Source organism: Aeromonas sobria (genome assembly GCF_006243315.1).
Taxonomy (GTDB): Bacteria; Pseudomonadota; Gammaproteobacteria; order Enterobacterales; family Aeromonadaceae; genus Aeromonas; species Aeromonas sobria_A.
This window is the reverse complement of record NZ_NKWE01000052.1, coordinates 1-17,709: the sequence shown is the minus strand read 5'-3', so window position 1 is coordinate 17,709 and position 17,709 is coordinate 1. Positions and strand designations below refer to the sequence as shown.

The window sequence follows — 17,709 nt, the reverse complement described above, 5'->3', positions numbered from 1 at the left end:
ACAGCATGCCGGTAACTGGGTATTGAGTGAGGTAATGGCGTGGGGCGCAGTGAGCTCCTGTTGGGCAACACGGCGTTGGCGCAGGGTAAGTTGTGGAAACAGAGACAACAGGTGTTGAAAGGCTGGGGTATCCATGATGGTAGACCTCAAGGTGATGGCCTACTTCAAGCTTAGCCTTTCAACACATAATTGGGACAGCGCCTTTTTTTGCCCGTCCCTGTGACTCTTTTTTCTTAATCCGTGGTACTGGTACGCCAGAACACCTGCTTGATATGGGGGTGGATGGCCAGTTTTTGCATCAGGGCATCCAGCTCGTCGCCATCGATGGAGGTGGCGAGCAGCACCGCCGAGATCTCCAGATCCCCTTCGCCAAACGGCTCGATGTCGAGCTCACTCATGGGATAGTTGGCTTGCTCCAGCATCTCTTCCAGCCAGTGCAGCACCTCTTTTTGATGTTCGCGCTGGGTTAGCGCGGTCACCTTGTAGGTTACTTCGGTGTCGGTATTGTCTACCGGGCGACGATTGATCTGATTGACCAGCGGTCGCAGCAGGGTGTTGGCGGCCAGCACAAAGAGGGCGCCGAGGATTGCCTCCATGGCCAGCCCGGCGCCACAGGCGGCGCCGACCGCTGCCACGCCCCAGAGGGTAGCGGCGGTGTTGATGCCGCGGATATTGCCCGACTCGCGCATGATGACACCGGCGCCGAGAAAGCCGATGCCGGAGACGATATAGGCCACCACATGGACCACGTTGTAGTTGCCGCCGTGCAGGTCATAGATGCGCTGGGCCAGGCTGACGAACAGGGCTGCCCCCACGGCGACCAGCACGTTGGTGCGCAGGCCCGCGGTACGTTGGCGATATTGCCGCTCCAGCCCGACCAGACTGCCGAGCACAAAGGCGAGCAGCAGGCTGGCCAGGGTGTCGAGCAGGGAGATCATGTCAATTTGTTGCCACATCTTCATGGCGTACTCCTTCTGATAAGTGCTGGCTTGGCGCAATCCATGATGAAACGCAGGATGGCGGATGGATCAGGGAATGATTGCGCTGACGGCCAGCAGAAAAACAACACAGCGCGCGCACTTGGGTACCTGGGGGGCGAGCCGAGTATAGGCGCGAACATAAGTGCAAACATAAGTGCGAGTATGGACGGCGTATCGGTGACCCGATCCGCCGCAGGTCAGGCGCTGCTTACGACAAGGGGGCCAGCGTGGCTGGCCCCTTTCACTGTGGTTAACGCAGGTGCGCGCTCAGTTGAGCTCGGGATCGCAGTCGATGCGCGGGCGCAGTTGCCAGCGCACCGGGTGTGCCACCCCGACCTGATGAACAAACTGCACCAGATAGCGTCGCTGGGGCGGGGTGCACTGCAGGTTGAGCACCAGCTCACGCCCGCCGCTGCGACCCGGCTTCATCGATTGCATCGGTTGCAGCCCCGCTGGTTGCAGGGTGTGATTCACCATATCCAGCACCTGCTCCATATCGGCGCGATCCTCGCAGCGGATCTGCAACCGATAGTGGTGCTGGCGTGGTTTGCCGCCCAGCCAGCGTGGCAACATGCCACGGCCGAGCTTGCTCAGCAGGGGGTGAGCCCGGGTTGCAACAAAACCTGTTGCGACCGTGGGATCCGCAGCCGGTTTAATTGAGATAAAGCGCATAGCAGCCTCCTTGTGGGAAGCAGAAACTATGCAGGCATGGCGGCCATGGCTTGTGGCCAATGGTCACCAGACGTCAAGTGTAAAAAGAGAAGAGGGGAGTGGATTTCCGCTTCTCGCAGGGCTGCGAGCATGCGGCAGAGAAAGACCTGCGGCTAGCTCGCGACCTTGGTACCGGCTGACAGGGCCGGTCTACAACTGTCACTTGATGAGTTGCCCACTGATGGTCTCCGCTATTGATAAGAGGCTCGAATGATAGCCGAGGCGGCAGGCAGGGTAAACCCCGCGCCGCCCACAGCAACATCTTGAAACATAATCGAAAGCCCCGCTTTCCGTCCCGGGGTGCTCACCCCTGACCCGGTTATTTCAATCCCATCCGTTTGAGGATCATCGCTGCCGGGCAGAAACCGGTGAAGGCGCTCTGGATCAGGTTGACCCCGACAAAGGCGCTCAACCAGACAAAGCCCGGATGTACCCAGGTGGTAAGGATCAGCGAGAGCAGCAACATGCAACCCGCGACGATTCTGACTCCGTTATCTACAGTCATGGTCTTTCTCCCTATCTACTTTAGATATTGCTAATTTAGTGTTGTTTTATACAATAGAACAAATATCAGCAATTGCTAATTTACTCTTATGAGCCAATTCGACCAGATGAACAGACATGCGACAGCCGCCGCCTCCCTGCTCAAGGCGTTGGCTCATCCCGAACGCCTGATGGTGCTCTGCCAGCTGGTGGAGGGGGAGAAGGGGGTCGGGGAGCTGCTGGCCCACAGCCAACTGGGGCAGTCGGCCTTCTCCCAGCAACTGTCGGTATTGAAGCGCCAGGGCCTTATCCATTCGCGCAAGGTCTCCCAGCAGATCTACTACTCGCTGGTGAGCGAGGCGGCCGCCGATGTACTAGCGGCGCTGCAAACCCATTTTTGTCACTCAGAAAATAAGGAATCTTGATGATGGAAAGCCAATGGCTGCTCTCTTTGGGCGGCGGCATGCTGGCAGGGCTGTCGGCCCTGATCCTGATGTTGTTCAACGGCCGGGTCGCCGGGATCAGCGGCATTCTGGCCGGTGCGCTGCAACACCGGGCGCGCTGGCAGGTGCTGTTTCTGCTGGGATTGGGCGCAGGCGCCTGGTTGGCGCTGACCCTGGGTTGGGCCAGCATGCCCACATTCACCACCCTGCCCGGTTGGCCAGTGGTGCTGCTGGCCGGTCTGCTGGTCGGCATCGGTACCCGTCTTGGCAATGGCTGCACCAGCGGCCACGGCATCTGTGGCATGGGGCGGCTCTCGCTGCGATCCATCGTCGCCACCCTGACCTTTATGGCGGCCGGTTTCATCACCGTCTTCGTTACTCATCATCTGTTGTAAGGGGCTGATCGCCATGAAGTTGCTGACAAGTTTGTTTGCGGGCCTGTTGTTCGGGCTGGGGATGGCCATCTCCGGCATGGTGGATCCCGCCCGGGTCACTGGTTTTCTCGATCTGGCCGGGGCTTGGGATCCCAGCCTCGCCTTCGTGATGGGGGGCGCCCTGCTGGTCTTTATGCCCGGTTATTTTCTGCTGGTGAAACCCCGTCACCAGAGCTTGCTAGGGGAGCCCATCGTCGCCGTACCAGCCCCTCGGCTGGATCGCCGGCTGATCGGCGGAGCCGCGCTGTTTGGCATCGGCTGGGGGCTGGTGGGCATCTGTCCGGGGCCAGCTCTGAGTCTCATTTCCAGCGGGCAACCCATGATAATGTTGTTTATCGCGGCCATGGTGGCCGGGATCCTGTTGGTTGATCAGGTATGGGCCCGCTTGCGTAGCTAACTACAGGCGCCAGCGATGGGCGTTTGTGGTAATAGGGTTATTCCGTCAAGTTGGCGCTGTGCTCTCATTTTTCGGGATCCTGGTCTCCACCTTGCTCACCCTGGTGGTGATACCCTTGCTCTACTATGCCCTGCTCTCCCGACGCTCATGACGGGAGTCACTAGCGAAAGGATGCGCGATGAAGAGAGGTTGGCTGTGGTGGGTAAGTGGCGCCGTGGTAGCGGTGGCTGCCGCGGCATGGTGGTGGCGGCCGCAGCCGACGCCGATCAGACTGGCTGAGGTCGGGCGCGGGGATGTGCTGGTCACCGTGGTCAACACCCGGGCTGGCACCATCAAATCCTGTCAGCGGGCCGGGCTTAGTCTGCCTGGGGGCGGCGTGGTGGAGCAGATCGCCGTCAAGGCCGGGGACAGGGTGGCGAAGGGAGAGCTGCTGCTGACCCTCTGGAGCGACGATATCCGCGCCGATCTCAGTCGCGCCCGTGCCCAGCAGGCACTTGGCAAGACCCAGCGCGAGGAGCGCTGCAGTGAGGCGGCCTACTACGAGCGGGAGGCCAACCGGCTGGCCACCTTGCTGGCCAAAAACCTCACCTCCCGCACGCTCGCCGAGCAGGCCCAGAATCTGGCCGATACCCGCCGCTATATCTGCCGCGCATCCCGTCAGCAGGAGCGGGTTGACGAGGCGCAGGTCGCCCAGGTGGCGGCTCGCTTGAGCGAGCGCCGCCTGCAGGCGCCGTTTGCCGGGGTAGTGGCGGAGGTCAACAGCAAGCTCGGCGAGTACATGACTCCCTCACCGCCCGGGGTAGCCATGCCTCCGGTTATCGATCTCATCGACGATCGCTGCCTCTATGTCTCAGCCCCCATCGATGAGGTGGATGCCGCCCGCCTCAAGGTGGGCCAGTCTGCCCGGGTACTGCTCGACGCCATGCCCGGGCGCGATTTTGCCGCCACCGTCACCCGCATCGCCCCCTATGTGAAGGAGCTTGAGAAGCAGGCCCGCACCGTGGAGGTGGAGGCTGCGCTCACCGCTCTGCCCACTGACGTGCCCCTGCTTATCGGCTACAGCGCTGACCTTGAGGTTGAGGTGACCCGCGCCACCGATGTGTTGCGGGTAGCGGCCAGCAGCCGAGCCGACGATGGCAGCGTGTTGCGGTTGGAAGGGGATAGGCTGATGCGGGTGGTGCCCCGCTGGGGCGTGGAGAACTGGAACTGGATTGAGGTGGCCGAGGGGCTCGCCGCCGGTGATCGGCTGGCAGCCCAGCCCGGACAGATTGTCGAGGAGGGCCCTTTCAGCGCCGCCACGGAGCAGACGGATGAGTGATCTCATTCGCCTTGATGCCGTCAGCCGTCGTTTCACTCTTGGCGGCAGCGAAGTGGCCGCCCTCGAGCGAATTTCCCTGCGGGTTGCCGAGGGGGAGTATCTGGCGGTGATGGGCCCCTCGGGCTCCGGCAAATCGACTCTGCTCAATGTGCTGGGGCTGCTGGATCGGCCCGACGAGGGGCGTTACTGGCTGGGAGGGGAAGATACCGCCACCCTGTCAGAACCAGCGCTGGCTCAGCTGCGCGGCCATCGCATCGGTTTCGTGTTCCAGTCGTTTCACCTGATCTCCCGCCTCACCGCCCGTGAAAATGTCGAGCTGCCGCTGATGCTGTGCGGGATCGCCCCCGCCGAGCGCCATCGCCGCAGCCAGCAGTTGCTGGGGGAGCTGGGGCTGGAGAACCGGGCCGGACACCGCCCTGCCGAGCTCTCCGGCGGTCAGCGTCAGAGGGTTGCCATCGCCCGGGCCATGGCGATGGCACCGCGACTGATCCTGGCCGACGAGCCCACCGGCAATCTCGACTCCCGCTCAGGGGAGGAGGTGATTACCCTGCTTGAGGGGCTCAACCGGGAGCAGGGGATCACGCTGGTGGTGGTGACCCACGATCCGCGCCTCGGTGAACGGGCGGGCAGGCGGATCCTGATGAATGATGGCCGTATTAGCTCCGACAGCATTGATAGCACTTATAGTGGTGGGGGCTGAATGCGGCGGCCCGATGTTATCCGCTTTGCCGCCGTGGCCCTGCTGCGTCAGCGCTCACGGGCGCTGGTATTGATTTTGGCGGTGAGTCTGAGCGTCACCTCGGTGCTGCTGCTCACCGCGCTGGGGGAGGGGGCGAGACGCTATGTGGCCGACCAGTTCAGCTCCCTTGGCAAGGATCTGCTGGTGATGTTCCCGGGGCGCAAGGAGACCACTGGTGGGCTGCCGCCAGTCACCGGCAACAGCCTGCGGCAGATCACCCTCGATGACATGCACTACCTTGGCCAGCATCAGCCCAAGGTGCGGCTGGTGCCGCTGGTGATGGGCTTTGCCGAGGCCAAGCAGGGGGCGCGGCTGCGCCAGACCATGCTGCTTGGCAGCAGCAACGGGCTGCGCGATACCCACGGGCTGGAGTTGTTGTCTGGCCGCTGGCTGCCGGGGGATGCCGCAGAGGATCGACCGGTCGTCTTGCTCGGGGCCGTGGTGGCCCGGGAGCTGTTCGGTCAGGCCGATCCGGTTGGCCAGTGGCTGCGTTTTGACAATCGCCGCTTTCGGGTGGTGGGGGTCTTCACCAGCCAGAGCAGCAATCTGGGGATGGATATGGCCGAGGCCGCGCTGATCCCGGTGGGCAGCGCCATGCGGCTATTCAATACCGAGGGGCTGTTTCGGCTGCTGATCCAGCCGCTGGCGGGGCAAGCGGTGCCCCAGCTGGTCAAGCGACTGGAGCAACTGATGCAGGCGCGCCACGGGGTGCTCGATGTCACCGTGGTGAGGCGTGACGCCATGCTGGCCACCTTCTCCACCATTCTCGCTACCCTCACCCTGGCGGTCGCCGGTATAGGCGCCATCAGTCTGCTGGTCTCCGGCATCATGATGATGAATCTGGCGCTGATCAGCACCCGCCAGCGCACCGGCGAGATCGGCCTGCTCAAGGCGCTGGGGGCTGACAGTCGCCAGATCCGCCAGCTGTTTTTGTGGGAGGCGCTGCTGCTGAGCGGCAGTGGCGCGCTGTTTGGCACTGCTCTGGGTTATGCCCTGGTGGCCCTTGCCGCGCTGATCTGGCCCAGTTTTCCGGTGGCGGTCCCTTTGCTCGCGACCCTCTGCACCATACCGGCGGCCCTGCTGACCGGGCTGTTTTTTAGCTGGCTGCCAGCCTCCCGGGCGGCAAGACAAGATCCGGTCAGCAGCCTGCGCAGCGGGCAATGGAGCGGTGGCTGATGCGCCTCGCCGATCTGCTGTTCTGGTTGTGGCGCGCCTTGCTGGCAGGGCGCAGCCGCAGCCTGCTGTCGGCGCTGGGTATCGCCATCGGGATCGCCTCGGTGACCCTGCTCACCGGCATCGGCGAGGGGCTCAGGCTCTATCTGCTCGACAGTTTCTCCCAATTCGGCACCCGGCTGATTGCCGTGACGCCGGGCAAGACCGAAACCGCTGGCGGTCCGCCCGGTATCCTCTCCAGCAGCCGTCCCCTGCTGCTGGAGGATGCCGATGCCTTGGCCAGATTGCCGGGTATCGAGGCAGCGCTCCCTGTGGTGCAGGGGCAGGGGGAGGTGCGCAGCCGCGGACTGACCCGCAGCACCGCCATTCTGGGCACCGGCTCGGCGGCGCTCTCCGGCTGGCGACTCACCCTGGTGCAGGGGCGTTTTCTGCCTGCGGACGACAGTGCCATGCCCCGCGCCTATGCGGTGCTGGGTTCCAAGGTGGCGGCGGAGCTGTTTCCCGGCGGCGATGGGCCGGGGAGCCTGCTGCGCGCCGGTGATCGCCGTTTTCGGGTAGCCGGGGTGCTGGCCCCCAAAGGGCAATTTCTCGGCTTTGATCTGGACGACATGATCTATCTGCCCGCTGCTCACGCCCAGGCGCTGTTCAACAAGGAGGGGTTGCAGGAGATCGACGTCATCTATCGCGCCGGGCAGACGGAGGCCGAGATCACCGCCCAGATCCGGCGAGTGCTGATCGCTCGCCACGGCGCCGAGGATTTCACCCTCACCTCCCAGCAAGACATGCTGACCAGCCTCGACAAAATCCTCTCCATCATCAAGCTGGCGGTTGGCGGGCTCGGCATTATCTCGCTGCTGATCGGGGCGGTCGGCATCTTCAGCATCATGAGCATCGCCCAGCAGGAGCGGATCCCCGAAGTCGGCTTATTGATGGCGCTGGGTTGCCCGCGGCGCCGCATCCTGCTGCTGTTTCTGCTCGAAGCCGTGGTGCTGGCGCTGCTGGGCGGGGCCATGGGGCTGGCCCTGCTCGGGGGGCTCAAGCTGCTGCTCACCTTGCTTGCTGCCGGGTTGCCGCTTACCCTCCATCCTCTCTATTTGCTGCTGGCGCTCGGTTGCAGCGCCCTGGTCGGTCTGCTTGCCGGGGTTGCCCCCGCCTTGCGGGCGGTGCGTCTCGACCCCGTGGTTGCCCTGCGGGGTGACTAGGTCGCCCCTTCCGCAAGAGGCGCGTTACGCTCGGGTCTGAACAGGGGGAACTAGGCGACCACCTCTGCGACCGGCAAGCTGCGTTCTGGCCTGAACAGGGGGGAACTAGGCGACCACCTCTGCAACTGGCAACGTGCGCTCTGGCCTAAACAGGGGGAAGTAGCGGCGATCTGCCTGACTCATGTGGCCGACCACCAGCTCCTGAATAATGAAGTTGAGCAGCTCGTCGTTGCCCAGCATCCCCGCTTTGGCGGCGTGCAGCAGCTGGTCCGCCTTGTTGAGCAGGCGCTGGTGATCCTGACGGTGGCTGACGAGCTCCCGATAGTCGATCTCCGCCAGCATCTGCTCTTCAAAGGCGAAGTGGTGACGGGCCATCTCGAACAGGCTCTCCAGGCTCTCCAGAAACGGGGCCGGAGTCTCGTGCTGATCTTTCATCCGCTCCAGCAGCCGGTTGGTCAGCACGAACAGCTGGCGATGCTCGGCATCGATGCGCGGGTGACCGCACTCGTGGCCGGGTTGCCACAGCAGGGCGCCCTGTGCAGGATCAAGGCCTGCGGTAAAGAGGCAGACCCGGCCGCGGCCGCGATGCTTCGCCTGATACATGGCCTGATCGGCGTGGTGCATCAGGGTCTTGGCATCCTCCCCGTGCTCGGGATAGAGCGCCAGCCCGATGCTGCTGGAGATAAGCAGCTCCTGCCCCTCCAGCTGGAACGGATGGCGCAGCTGCTGGTGCAGCTTGTCGGCCACCGCCAGCACTTCATCGCCGCTCTCCGGCAGCAAAATAACGAACTCGTCGCCCCCCAGCCGCGCCACCAGATCCTGTTTGCGCACGCAGTGGCTCATCCGCTCGGCCACCAGGTTGAGCAGGATATCCCCGGTCTCATGGCCGAAGGTGTCGTTGATCGGCTTGAAGTGATCGAGATCGATGAACATCAATGCCAGCGGACTTGGTTCCTGCTGCTCCAGCAGCTCGTTGAGCCGTTGTTGCAGCAAGCGGCGATTGGGCAGCCCGGTGAGGGGGTCGTAGAAGGCGAGGCGGCGCATCATCTCCTCCCGCGCCGCCCGTTCGGTGATATCCCGGGTGACCCCGAGGATCGACTCCGGTTGGGCCTGGTGGTTGCCATGAAGGGTAGTGATGGTCTCGGTCGCCACCAGATGACCATCCTTGTGGCGCAGCTGGGTGCGAATGACCCGGCGGGTCTGGTCATGTTCACCCCGCTGCCAGGCCTCCAGGGTGGCAGAGATCTCCTCGCGCAGCAGTTGCCTTGAGGCATCTGGCAGCAGCTGTTTGAGGGGCAGGGCAAACAGCTCGGGAGCTTCGTAGCCGCTCAGGGGGGCAATGGCCGGACTGACATAGCGAAAGCGCAAGCTGGCGGCATCCATGGTCCAGATTACATCGGCGCTGTTCTCCGCCACGAAACGGTAGTGCTGCTCGCTCTGGGCCAGTTCACGGGTCAGCCGCTGGCGATCCCGCGCTTCCTCACGCAGGCGCAGGTAGAGGTGCAAGAAGATGCCGAGCAGGGTCATCAGGGTAAAGGTGATGAGCATGGCCACCGCCACGCTCTTGTCGAGCAGCTGCCGTTGCTGGCGCAGCCGCTCCTGCGCCGGGTCGTAGATAAAGCGGTCTAGGTTGGGCAATACCGTGAGCAGGCCCGCCTCCAGATAGGTTTTGGCGATCTGCAGCCAGCGCTCCTGCTGCATGTAACCCGGTTCGATAAGATCCGGCTGCATCAGCTCTCTGGTCTCGTGGGCCTCGAACTCCAGCTGTTCACGGCCAGCACCGCTCGGGTACTGCGCCATGATCAGGTCGATCATCTCTTCGGGGTTGTCCATCGCATAGCGCCACCCCTTGAGGCTGGCCTGCTGGAAGGCGTAGACCCGATCCTGTCGGGTGATCAGCTCCCGCTCCGAGGTAAACAGGTTGTCGCCGTAGAAGTCGAAGTCGATGGTGCGCGGGCTGAAGACCCGATAGGGGATCCCTTTTTGCTGCAGATTGAAGGGCTCGGTGGAGCTGTAGGCGCTGATGGCATCCACCTCGCCCGCCAGCAGTGCCTGCACCCCCTGTTTGTAGGGGAGGGTGACCCAGTCGCGGCTGCGGGTCTGGTGGGCGAGGTAGGTCAGCAGCTCGTTGGAGCCCGGCTCCAGCATCAGCCGCTTGTTGACCAGATCGGCCGGGTTGCGAATATCTGGCCGATCCAGGGTGAGCAGGACCAGCGGCGAGTGCTGCAGCACGGCGGCGAGCACCACCACCGGACGACCGGCAGCCCGATCCAGCAGCAGATCACTGCCGCTGATACCGAAATGGGCCTTTCCCGAGATCACCTCGCTGACCACATCGGTGCGGGAGTTCGCTTCGCGCAGGGTGACCTGCAGACCGGCTTCCCGATAAAATCCCTTGGCGATGGCCGCGTAGTAACCGGCAAACTGGAACTGGTGTTGCCACGGCAACTGGACGATGACCTGCTCCCAGGCCCGCGCGGGGGGGGAGGTCAGGGTGGCGATGACCATACCGACCAGCATTGGCAGAAACCAGCTGAGGCGCTGGCGGGGGGCTGCGTTCGCCGTCATACAACTCTTCTCTGGGGAGGGGGTGTCAGCGCTGGATTCAAGCAATTTTTGGTAACCTGCAAAGGGAAAAAGGCTTTTGCAATAGGGTATTGGAGGTATAGAAAGTCATTTTTGTGTCGTTCATTACACGGGATAGATATATGCCGTTTTTTTGCACGTTATGTGACCAACAAGAGAGTCATATGGCCTATCGGAGTGGTCGCATTCTAGCCATTTTTTTCCGTTTTTATCGTGGCCATTGTGGCTAAACTGCATTTTTCCTGTGGTTGCACGTCAAGCTGTGTCGTTATATCAATAGATACTTTTACGGGGCGCTCAGGTGTGAAGCAAATGTGTCGTAGCTGCTGCGCACCGGTTAATCTGCAACGGGCCAGTGATGGCCCCGTCAGTGTTATCATGCCGCCCCCTGTTCTAGATAAGGTCCTTTTATGCCCCGCTTGCGTCTGTTTGTCTCCGACTCTCACGATCCCTTGTTCAACCTAGCCGTCGAGGAGTGCATCTTCCGCCAGATGGATCCCGGCCAGCGGGTGCTGTTCCTCTGGCGCAACGCCAATACCGTGGTGATCGGCCGGGCCCAGAATCCGTGGAAGGAGTGCAACACCCGCCGGATGGAGGAGGATGGGGTGACCCTGGCGCGCCGCAGCAGTGGCGGCGGAGCCGTGTTCCACGACCTTGGCAACAGTTGCTTTACCTTTATGGCGGGCAAGCCGGAGTATGACAAGAGCATCTCCACCGCCATCGTGCTGGACGGGCTCAAGCGCTTGGGGATTGAGGCGTTTGCCTCCGGTCGCAACGATCTGCTGGTGGCGACCCCGGACGGGGAGCGCAAGGTATCGGGTTCGGCTTACAGGGAGACCCTGGATCGCGGTTTCCACCACGGCACTCTGCTGCTGGAGGCCGATCTCGGCCGTCTGGCCAACTACCTCAACCCAGACCCCAAAAAGCTGGCGGCCAAGGGGATCACCTCGGTGCGCAGCCGGGTTGCCAATCTGTGCGAACTGCTGCCGGGGATTGACCATCAACAGGTGGGCGAGGCGCTGGCCGAGGCGTTCTTCCACCACTATGGCGTGCAGGTTGCGCCCGAGCATATCTCCCCCGAGCAGATGCCGGATCTGCCGGGCTTTGCCGAGACCTTCGCCCGCCAGCGCAGCTGGGAGTGGAACTATGGCCATGCCCCGGCTTTCAGCCATCTGCTGGAGGAGCGGTTCAGCTGGGGCGGGGTGGAGCTGCACTTTGATGTGGAGAAAGGGTCCATCACCCGGGCGCAGCTGTTCAGCGATACCCTGGAGCCTGCCCCGTTTGATCTGTTGGCGGCCGAGCTGGTGGGTTGCGGCTATCGGCCGGACACGGTTGCCGCGCGCCTGCTGCCCTGGCTGGCGGCCTTCCCGCAGCAGCAGGTCGAGCTGGCGGAATTTGCCGAGTGGCTGTTGGCTTCCTTGCGTTGAGGTTTGCGCTGCGCTGATGGCGGCTTGGTAGTGAGGGCTCTATCAGCCAGGATGCGAGCAAGATCACGAAATATAAAGAGGTGCCTCAAAGGCGCCTTTTTGCCAGCCCTTGTCATGGCTGATACATGACTAAAAGTAGGGGAGGCCATTAGATATTGTCGCTGTCGGCCCCTCTGGCACAGGGGTATAACGGCCGCACATTTGCTGTACTAATGGTATAAAAATGAGTGACTTAGTTTATCTGCAAGACGAAAGCGTCAATGCCGTCCACCCCGATTTCTCCGCCCGTTTCGCCACAGTCAAAGCCAACTTTTTCTCGCGTAATCCCGATCTCTGGCCCGTTTTTCGCGAACCCGGATTTGCCACCCTCAATGAATTTCGTGCCCGTGGTCTGGCCCCGGATGCCCGCCTGAATGCCTGGCCCGATGGCCGTGCCCGCCTCGCCGACTTGTGTGAAACCATGCCAGTGCCTGCCACCATGCGCACCCCGGGCGAGCCGATGGCCGAGCTGCTGTTTGCCGGCGCGCTGTCGAAGGATTGGGAGAACCCCTCCAGCGTCGAGAACGTCATCACCATGTCGGCGGATCCCGCCATCTACGGCGCCCAGTTGGGCATTCTGGCCAACCCCAATCTGGTCTACTCCGAATATGCCGGGGTGGCCGAGGAGCTGGAGAAGAAGGTGGTGCGCCAGATTGCGCTGCTGGCGGGCTATGACCCCGAGCGGGCCACCGGCATCTTCACCCAGGGGGGGACTTTTTGTAACCTCTATGGCTACCTGCTCGGCATTCGCAAAAGCCTGCCCGAAGCCAAGCACAAGGGGCTCGGCCACTATCAGGATTACCGCATCATCAACTCCCAGGGCGGTCACTACTCCAACATCACCAACCTCTCCCTGCTCGGGGTCGACATCGAGAACAAGACCATCCGCATCCAGGTTGGCGAGAACAATGACATCGATCTCGACCACCTTGAGCGCACCCTGACCGCCTGCTTTGCCCTGAAACATGTGGTGCCCACCATCATGCTCACCATGGGCACCACCGACACCTTCGGGGTGGATCAGGTGAAACCCGTGTTCGAGCTGCGCAATCGCCTCTGCGAGCAGTTCGAGGTGGCGGTCAAACCGCACATCCACGTGGATGCCGCCATCGGCTGGTCGATGATCTTCTTCCTGGGTTACGACTTCGCCGCCAACCCGCTCGCCATCAACAGCGCCACTTTGGCGGGCATCGAGCGCAACGTGGCACGCTTTGCCGAGCTCAAATATGCCGACTCCTTCACTGTCGACTTCCAGAAGTGGGGCTATGTGCCCTACACCTCCAGTCTGGTGATGATCAAGGAGCAGGATGATCTCAAGGCGATGGAGAATGACCCGGAGAACTTCTCTTACTTCGAGCGGGACATTCAGGGCCAGACCCACCTGCAATCCACCATCGAGTGCTCTCGCGGGGCGAGCGGCTTGTTCGGCGCCTATGCCGCCCTCAACTACATGGGGGTCGAGGGATATCGCACCGTGCTGGCACACTGCTTGCAAAATGCCAACTACTTCCGCTTCCGGTTAAGCCAGCTCGGCAACGTCAAACTGGTGGCGCAAGAGAATCAGGGGCCGAGTGTGGGCTTCAAGATCTACAACCCCGAGTGGGTGAGCGATCCGGAGGCCGAGTTCGCCTTCGAACTGGCCCGCTCCAGCGATCCCGCCTACAAGGCGCGCTTGCAGCGCAACACCGACTACCACCGCAGCCAGTTCAAGGGGCGCGGCAAGGTGGGGCTCTACACCAACTGGGTGGAGGCGGTGGCCCACTCCGACTACGACGCCCGCGGCAAATACTCCTACATCGCCGGGGAGAAGGCGGTCTTTATGAACCCCGCCTGCACCCGCGAGCAGATCGACGCCTTTATCGACCATATTCGCGGTTGATGGCGCTCGCCCTGACTGCCGAGCGTGGCCAATAGTGGCCAGTGGTGGTTAGGGTGTATCTCGCCAACAAGATAAACAAAGGGCAAGCCAGCTGGCTTGCCCTTTGTTTTTACTGTCGCTGGATAAGGAGTGGGGAAGGCTGGGTTTAGAGGGCCAGCAGTTGCTCGTTCTCGACAATCTCGCACCCGGCGGGCAGTTTCGAGAGGGCGATCATGGCGCGGGCTACCTGCTGGGCCTCAATGGCGCGCCAGCGGGCGAGTTTGCCCACCAGCAGCGGCCGAAACAGCGGGTAGATAGCCTGAAAGATCTGCTCCGAGCGGCGCGGTGGCTGGCGATCCCCCAGCAGCATGGCTGGCCGCACGATGGCGAGCCGCGGCCAGGATTGGGCCAGCAGCGCCTGCTCCATCTCCCCCTTGGTGCGTGGATAGAGGGCCGGTGAGCCTGCGCTGGCCCCCATGCTCGAGACCACGATCAGCCGCTGACAACCGTGGCGACGGGCCAGTTCGGCAAAGGCGAGCACATAGTCGAGATCGACCCGGCGAAACGCCTCGGCAGAGCCCGCCTCCTTGCGGGTGGTGCCGAGCGCACAGAAGGCGATATCCACCGGGCGGGAGAGGGTGACGCTGGCCAGATCATCAAAATTGACCGGCAGCCAGTGGTGCGCCTCCTTGCCCGGCTTGCGACAGAGCAGGGTCAGTTCATGTTCGGCAGGCAGTTGTTGCACCAGCTCACGACCAATAAGGCCGCTGGCGCCAGCAATCAGGATCCGGCTCATGGTTTTCTCCCTGTGTCATTCGATGGTGTTGATGCCATGGTGGCTGCTCATCAGCATCAGTCAATTTGCGGGCCGCTGCAATGGGGGGCGATGACACAGCATCCTCTGACAAGATAACGGGCAGGATACATAGCGCGGGGCTGGATAAAACAAAACCGGCGCGAGGCCGGTTTTGCGGGATATCAGAGCGGGGTATTGAAGGCCGCTGGCAGCGGGAAGTCACCCGTCACCGTGGTGAGCCGCTCATTGGCAAAGGTGACGGTGAGCTCTTTACGCTCCTTGTCGCCGTGGCCCGGCTGGAATTCATAGAGGTAGTACCAGCTGTTGGGGTCAAAGCCGTCGCGCAGCATGGGGCTGCCCAGCACATAGCTGACCTGCTCGCGGGTCATCCCCTGGCGCAGTTTGTCGACCTGTTTTTGTTCCACATAGTTGCCCTGAGGAATATCAATGCGATAGACCAGGCTGCAACCGGAGAGGGTGAGGGCGGTCAAAGCCGCGGCAATCAGGTGTTTCATCCGCATATCGAGTTCAGATCATCCATACAGTCTTTTTGGCTCGGCAAATCATACCGACTCCCTCCACGGAAGTAAAAAGCCATTGATCCATCAGCCAATAAAAAGGGTCGCAGTGCGACCCTTATCGGCAATCAGGCAACCATTACATCGCCGCGCGGAAGATGGCGACGATCTCTTCGTGGCTAGCCTGTTTCGGGTTGGTGAAGCCGCAGGCATCTTTCAGGGCGTTGCTGGCCAGGGTATCGAAGTCATCGGCCTTGACGCCGAGCTGCTCCAGACCGGCCGGGATCTTCACATCCAGCGCCAGCTGCTTGATGGCGGCAATGGCGGCGGCGGCGCCCTGTTGGTCGTTCATGGCGCTGACGTCAACACCCATGTAGCGGGCTACATCTTTCAGGCGGGCAGCGCTCACCTGGGCGTTGTAGGCCTGAACATGGGGCAGCAGCACGGCGTTGCAGACACCGTGGGGCAGGTCGTAGAAACCGCCCAGCTGGTGGGCCATGGCGTGTACGTAACCCAGGCTGGCGTTGTTGAAGGCCATGCCGGCCAGGAACTGGGCATAGGCCATCTGCTCGCGGGCGTGCAGATCATCGCCGCGGTTGACGGCGGTGCGCAGGTGCTTGGCCACCAGCTCGATGGCCATCACGGCGCTGGCATCGGTCACCGGGGTGGCGATGACGGAGACATAAGCCTCGATGGCGTGGGTCAGGGCATCCATACCGGTGGCGGCAGTGAGACCGGCCGGTTTGGCCAGCATCAGCTCGGGATCGTTGACCGACATCAGCGGGGTGACGTGCTTGTCGATGATGGCCATTTTCACGTGGCGCGCTTCGTCGGTGATGATGCAGAAGCGGGTCATCTCGGAGGCGGTACCGGCGGTGGTGTTGATGGCGATGAGCGGCAGCTGCGGCTTGGCGGAGCGATCCACCCCTTCGTAATCCTTGATGCTGCCACCGTTGGCGGCCACCAGGGCGATGCCCTTGGCGCAGTCATGGGGCGAGCCGCCGCCCAGCGAGATGACGCAGTCGCAGCCGTTGGCCTTGATCATGGCCAGACCCGCTTCGACGTTGGTCATGGTGGGGTTCGGCTTGGTTTCATCGAACACCACGCTCTCAATGCCATGTTCAGCCAGCAGGGTGGTGAGCTTGGCGACCACGCCGATCTGGTTGAGGATCTTGTCGGTAACGATCAACGCTTTGCGATAGCCGTAACCCTTGATATCGGCGGCAGCCTCTTGCAGACAACCGGCACCCATCAGGTTGATTGCAGGAATATAGAACTTGAATGTAGCCATGATGGACTCCCTATAGTTAGCCATTTAGTGGTAATTGAGGGCTAAGTTACCATCATAGGTGGGATACAAAAGCATCTTGTTTACAACTTTACGGGGTCGATCACGAGTCGCTAATTAAGCGTTGAACCAGACTTGACTTTCCCGCTTCCTGTTCACTTTTCAGAAAAACGTTTGTCAATTATTTCATTGGGTTAGCAAACGTTTTGCATGGAGTTTGTGACTGTCAATGCGTGGAAGTGTGAGGCGCTTCAAGGAATTGGAAAGCGCTTTCGACCATAGTTGGCGCCTCCCCAGATAGGGGGTAAAGGCTTGAAAGTATCATAAAGAATCATCTTAACTTGCGCCCTGACCATGCTGGCAGGGGGCAACCAGGAGTCCAATATGTCTGATGTATTTCACTTGGGTTTGAAGAAAGCGGATCTGCAAGGCGCCACCCTGGCGATCGTCCCCGGTGACCCCGAGCGCGTCAAGCGCATCGCAGAGATGCTGGATAACCCGGTGCACCTGGCCAGCCATCGTGAATTCACTTCCTGGCGCGGCGAGATGGACGGCAAGGCCGTGATCATCTGCTCTACCGGTATCGGTGGCCCGTCCACCTCCATCGCGGTAGAAGAGCTGGCCCAGCTGGGTATCAACACCTTCCTGCGTATCGGCACCACCGGCGCCATCCAGCCGCACCTGAACGTGGGTGACGTGATTGTGACTACCGGTTCCGTGCGCCTTGACGGTGCCAGCCTGCACTTTGCACCGATGGAGTTCCCGGCTGTTGCCGACTTCGACTGCACCACAGCGCTGGTCAACACCGCCAAAGAGATGGGCTCCAAGCTGCACATCGGTGTGACTGCCTCTTCCGATACCTTCTACCCGGGTCAGGAGCGTTACGACACCGTATCCGGCCGTGTAGTGAGCCGTTTCCAGGGTTCCATGAAAGAGTGGCAAGCCATGGGCGTGCTGAACTATGAGATGGAATCTGCCACCCTGCTGACCATGTGCACCAGCCAGGGCCTGCGTGCCGGTATGGTGGCTGGCGTTATCGTCAACCGTACCCAGCAAGAGATCCCGAACGCCGAAACCATGGCGAAGACCGAATCTGATGCCATCAAGATCGTACTGGGCGCTGCCCGCAAGCTGATCTGATAGCACCACAAAGAGTGGGGGGTGGGGGCCGTTGCGAAAGCACGGCCCCTATCTTTTATCTGTCGTTCGCCCCGTTTTGCCCCTGCTGGTCCCTGTTCCCTCTATTGTTGCCTTCGACTGTTCTCACACCCGTCTTGATACCGCGTCTCGCTAGGGACTGTCGTCATAAGATCGAGG

The 17,709-nt window shown here is 61.8% G+C and carries 17 protein-coding genes and 1 pseudogene; 10 read left to right on the top strand and 8 right to left on the bottom strand.

The window, feature by feature from the left end:
- The 4 genes and pseudogenes from CF137_RS17555 to CF137_RS17540 form a co-directional block, all read right to left on the bottom strand.
- A pseudogene (locus CF137_RS17555) lies at positions 1 to 135 on the bottom strand (IS1595 family transposase); the annotation flags it as partial.
- A gap of 98 nt (positions 136 to 233) precedes the next feature.
- A complete protein-coding gene (locus tag CF137_RS17550) occupies positions 234 to 962 on the bottom strand; it encodes an MgtC/SapB family protein (protein WP_139720679.1) in 729 nt (242 codons plus the stop codon).
- Positions 963 to 1,247: 285 nt separating this feature from the next.
- Complete coding sequence (locus tag CF137_RS17545) at positions 1,248 to 1,652, bottom strand: hypothetical protein (RefSeq protein ID WP_139720677.1); 405 nt, start codon at positions 1,650 to 1,652, stop codon at positions 1,248 to 1,250.
- 358 nt (positions 1,653 to 2,010) lie between these two features.
- Positions 2,011 to 2,196, bottom strand: a complete 186-nt coding sequence (locus CF137_RS17540; protein ID WP_033136592.1) for a YgaP family membrane protein — start codon at positions 2,194 to 2,196, stop codon at positions 2,011 to 2,013.
- 88 nt (positions 2,197 to 2,284) lie between these two features.
- Here CF137_RS17540 and CF137_RS17535 point away from each other — a divergent pair, with 88 nt between their 5' ends.
- The 7 genes from CF137_RS17535 (at position 2,285) to CF137_RS17505 (ending at position 7,880) form a co-directional block, all read left to right on the top strand.
- Entirely contained in the window at positions 2,285 to 2,599 is a 315-nt protein-coding gene (locus CF137_RS17535; RefSeq protein ID WP_139720675.1) for an ArsR/SmtB family transcription factor, read from the top strand.
- The gene (locus CF137_RS17530; RefSeq protein WP_162515974.1) at positions 2,599 to 3,012 is read left to right on the top strand and encodes a YeeE/YedE family protein; all 414 of its coding nucleotides are present in this window, start codon (positions 2,599 to 2,601) and stop codon (positions 3,010 to 3,012) included. The genes CF137_RS17535 and CF137_RS17530 overlap by 1 nt, the downstream gene beginning before the upstream one ends.
- A 13-nt stretch (positions 3,013 to 3,025) precedes the next feature.
- Entirely contained in the window at positions 3,026 to 3,448 is a 423-nt protein-coding gene (locus CF137_RS17525) for a YeeE/YedE family protein (RefSeq protein ID WP_162515973.1), read from the top strand.
- Positions 3,449 to 3,626: 178 nt separating this feature from the next.
- On the top strand, positions 3,627 to 4,766 hold the full coding sequence (locus CF137_RS17520; RefSeq protein ID WP_139720670.1) for an efflux RND transporter periplasmic adaptor subunit: 1,140 nt from the start codon (positions 3,627 to 3,629) through the stop codon (positions 4,764 to 4,766).
- Positions 4,759 to 5,466, top strand: coding sequence for an ABC transporter ATP-binding protein (locus CF137_RS17515; RefSeq protein WP_139720668.1), 708 nt, complete (start codon positions 4,759 to 4,761; stop codon positions 5,464 to 5,466). The genes CF137_RS17520 and CF137_RS17515 overlap by 8 nt, the downstream gene beginning before the upstream one ends.
- Positions 5,467 to 6,681, top strand: coding sequence for an ABC transporter permease (locus CF137_RS17510; protein ID WP_139720666.1), 1,215 nt, complete (start codon positions 5,467 to 5,469; stop codon positions 6,679 to 6,681).
- Entirely contained in the window at positions 6,681 to 7,880 is a 1,200-nt protein-coding gene (locus CF137_RS17505; protein WP_139720664.1) for an ABC transporter permease, read from the top strand. The genes CF137_RS17510 and CF137_RS17505 overlap by 1 nt, the downstream gene beginning before the upstream one ends.
- A 105-nt stretch (positions 7,881 to 7,985) precedes the next feature.
- Here CF137_RS17505 and CF137_RS17500 read toward each other — a convergent pair whose 3' ends face one another.
- Complete coding sequence (locus CF137_RS17500; protein WP_139720662.1) at positions 7,986 to 10,448, bottom strand: diguanylate cyclase domain-containing protein; 2,463 nt, start codon at positions 10,446 to 10,448, stop codon at positions 7,986 to 7,988.
- 428 nt (positions 10,449 to 10,876) lie between these two features.
- Between CF137_RS17500 and CF137_RS17495 the strand changes: the two genes are divergently transcribed.
- Positions 10,877 to 11,893 (top strand): lipoate--protein ligase A, encoded by a 1,017-nt coding sequence (locus CF137_RS17495; protein WP_139720659.1) that lies wholly within the window; start codon positions 10,877 to 10,879, stop codon positions 11,891 to 11,893.
- A 223-nt stretch (positions 11,894 to 12,116) separates the two neighbouring features.
- Positions 12,117 to 13,811 (top strand): pyridoxal phosphate-dependent decarboxylase family protein, encoded by a 1,695-nt coding sequence (locus CF137_RS17490; protein ID WP_139720657.1) that lies wholly within the window; start codon positions 12,117 to 12,119, stop codon positions 13,809 to 13,811.
- A gap of 145 nt (positions 13,812 to 13,956) precedes the next feature.
- On the opposite strand, the gene CF137_RS17485 is transcribed toward CF137_RS17490, so the two are convergent.
- From CF137_RS17485 to yiaY, 3 genes are all read right to left on the bottom strand, one after another.
- The gene (locus CF137_RS17485) at positions 13,957 to 14,586 is read right to left on the bottom strand and encodes an NAD(P)H-binding protein (RefSeq protein WP_139720655.1); all 630 of its coding nucleotides are present in this window, start codon (positions 14,584 to 14,586) and stop codon (positions 13,957 to 13,959) included.
- Between the two features lie 182 nt (positions 14,587 to 14,768).
- Entirely contained in the window at positions 14,769 to 15,107 is a 339-nt protein-coding gene (gene bamE, locus CF137_RS17480; RefSeq protein ID WP_042018688.1) for an outer membrane protein assembly factor BamE, read from the bottom strand.
- Positions 15,108 to 15,243: 136 nt separating this feature from the next.
- Positions 15,244 to 16,395: an L-threonine dehydrogenase gene (gene yiaY, locus CF137_RS17475; RefSeq protein ID WP_139720653.1), complete on the bottom strand. Its 1,152-nt coding sequence runs from the start codon at positions 16,393 to 16,395 to the stop codon at positions 15,244 to 15,246.
- A gap of 381 nt (positions 16,396 to 16,776) precedes the next feature.
- On the opposite strand from yiaY, the gene udp reads away from it, so the two are divergent.
- The gene (udp, locus tag CF137_RS17470; protein ID WP_042018691.1) at positions 16,777 to 17,532 is read left to right on the top strand and encodes a uridine phosphorylase; all 756 of its coding nucleotides are present in this window, start codon (positions 16,777 to 16,779) and stop codon (positions 17,530 to 17,532) included.
- Positions 17,533 to 17,709 lie beyond the last annotated feature (177 nt).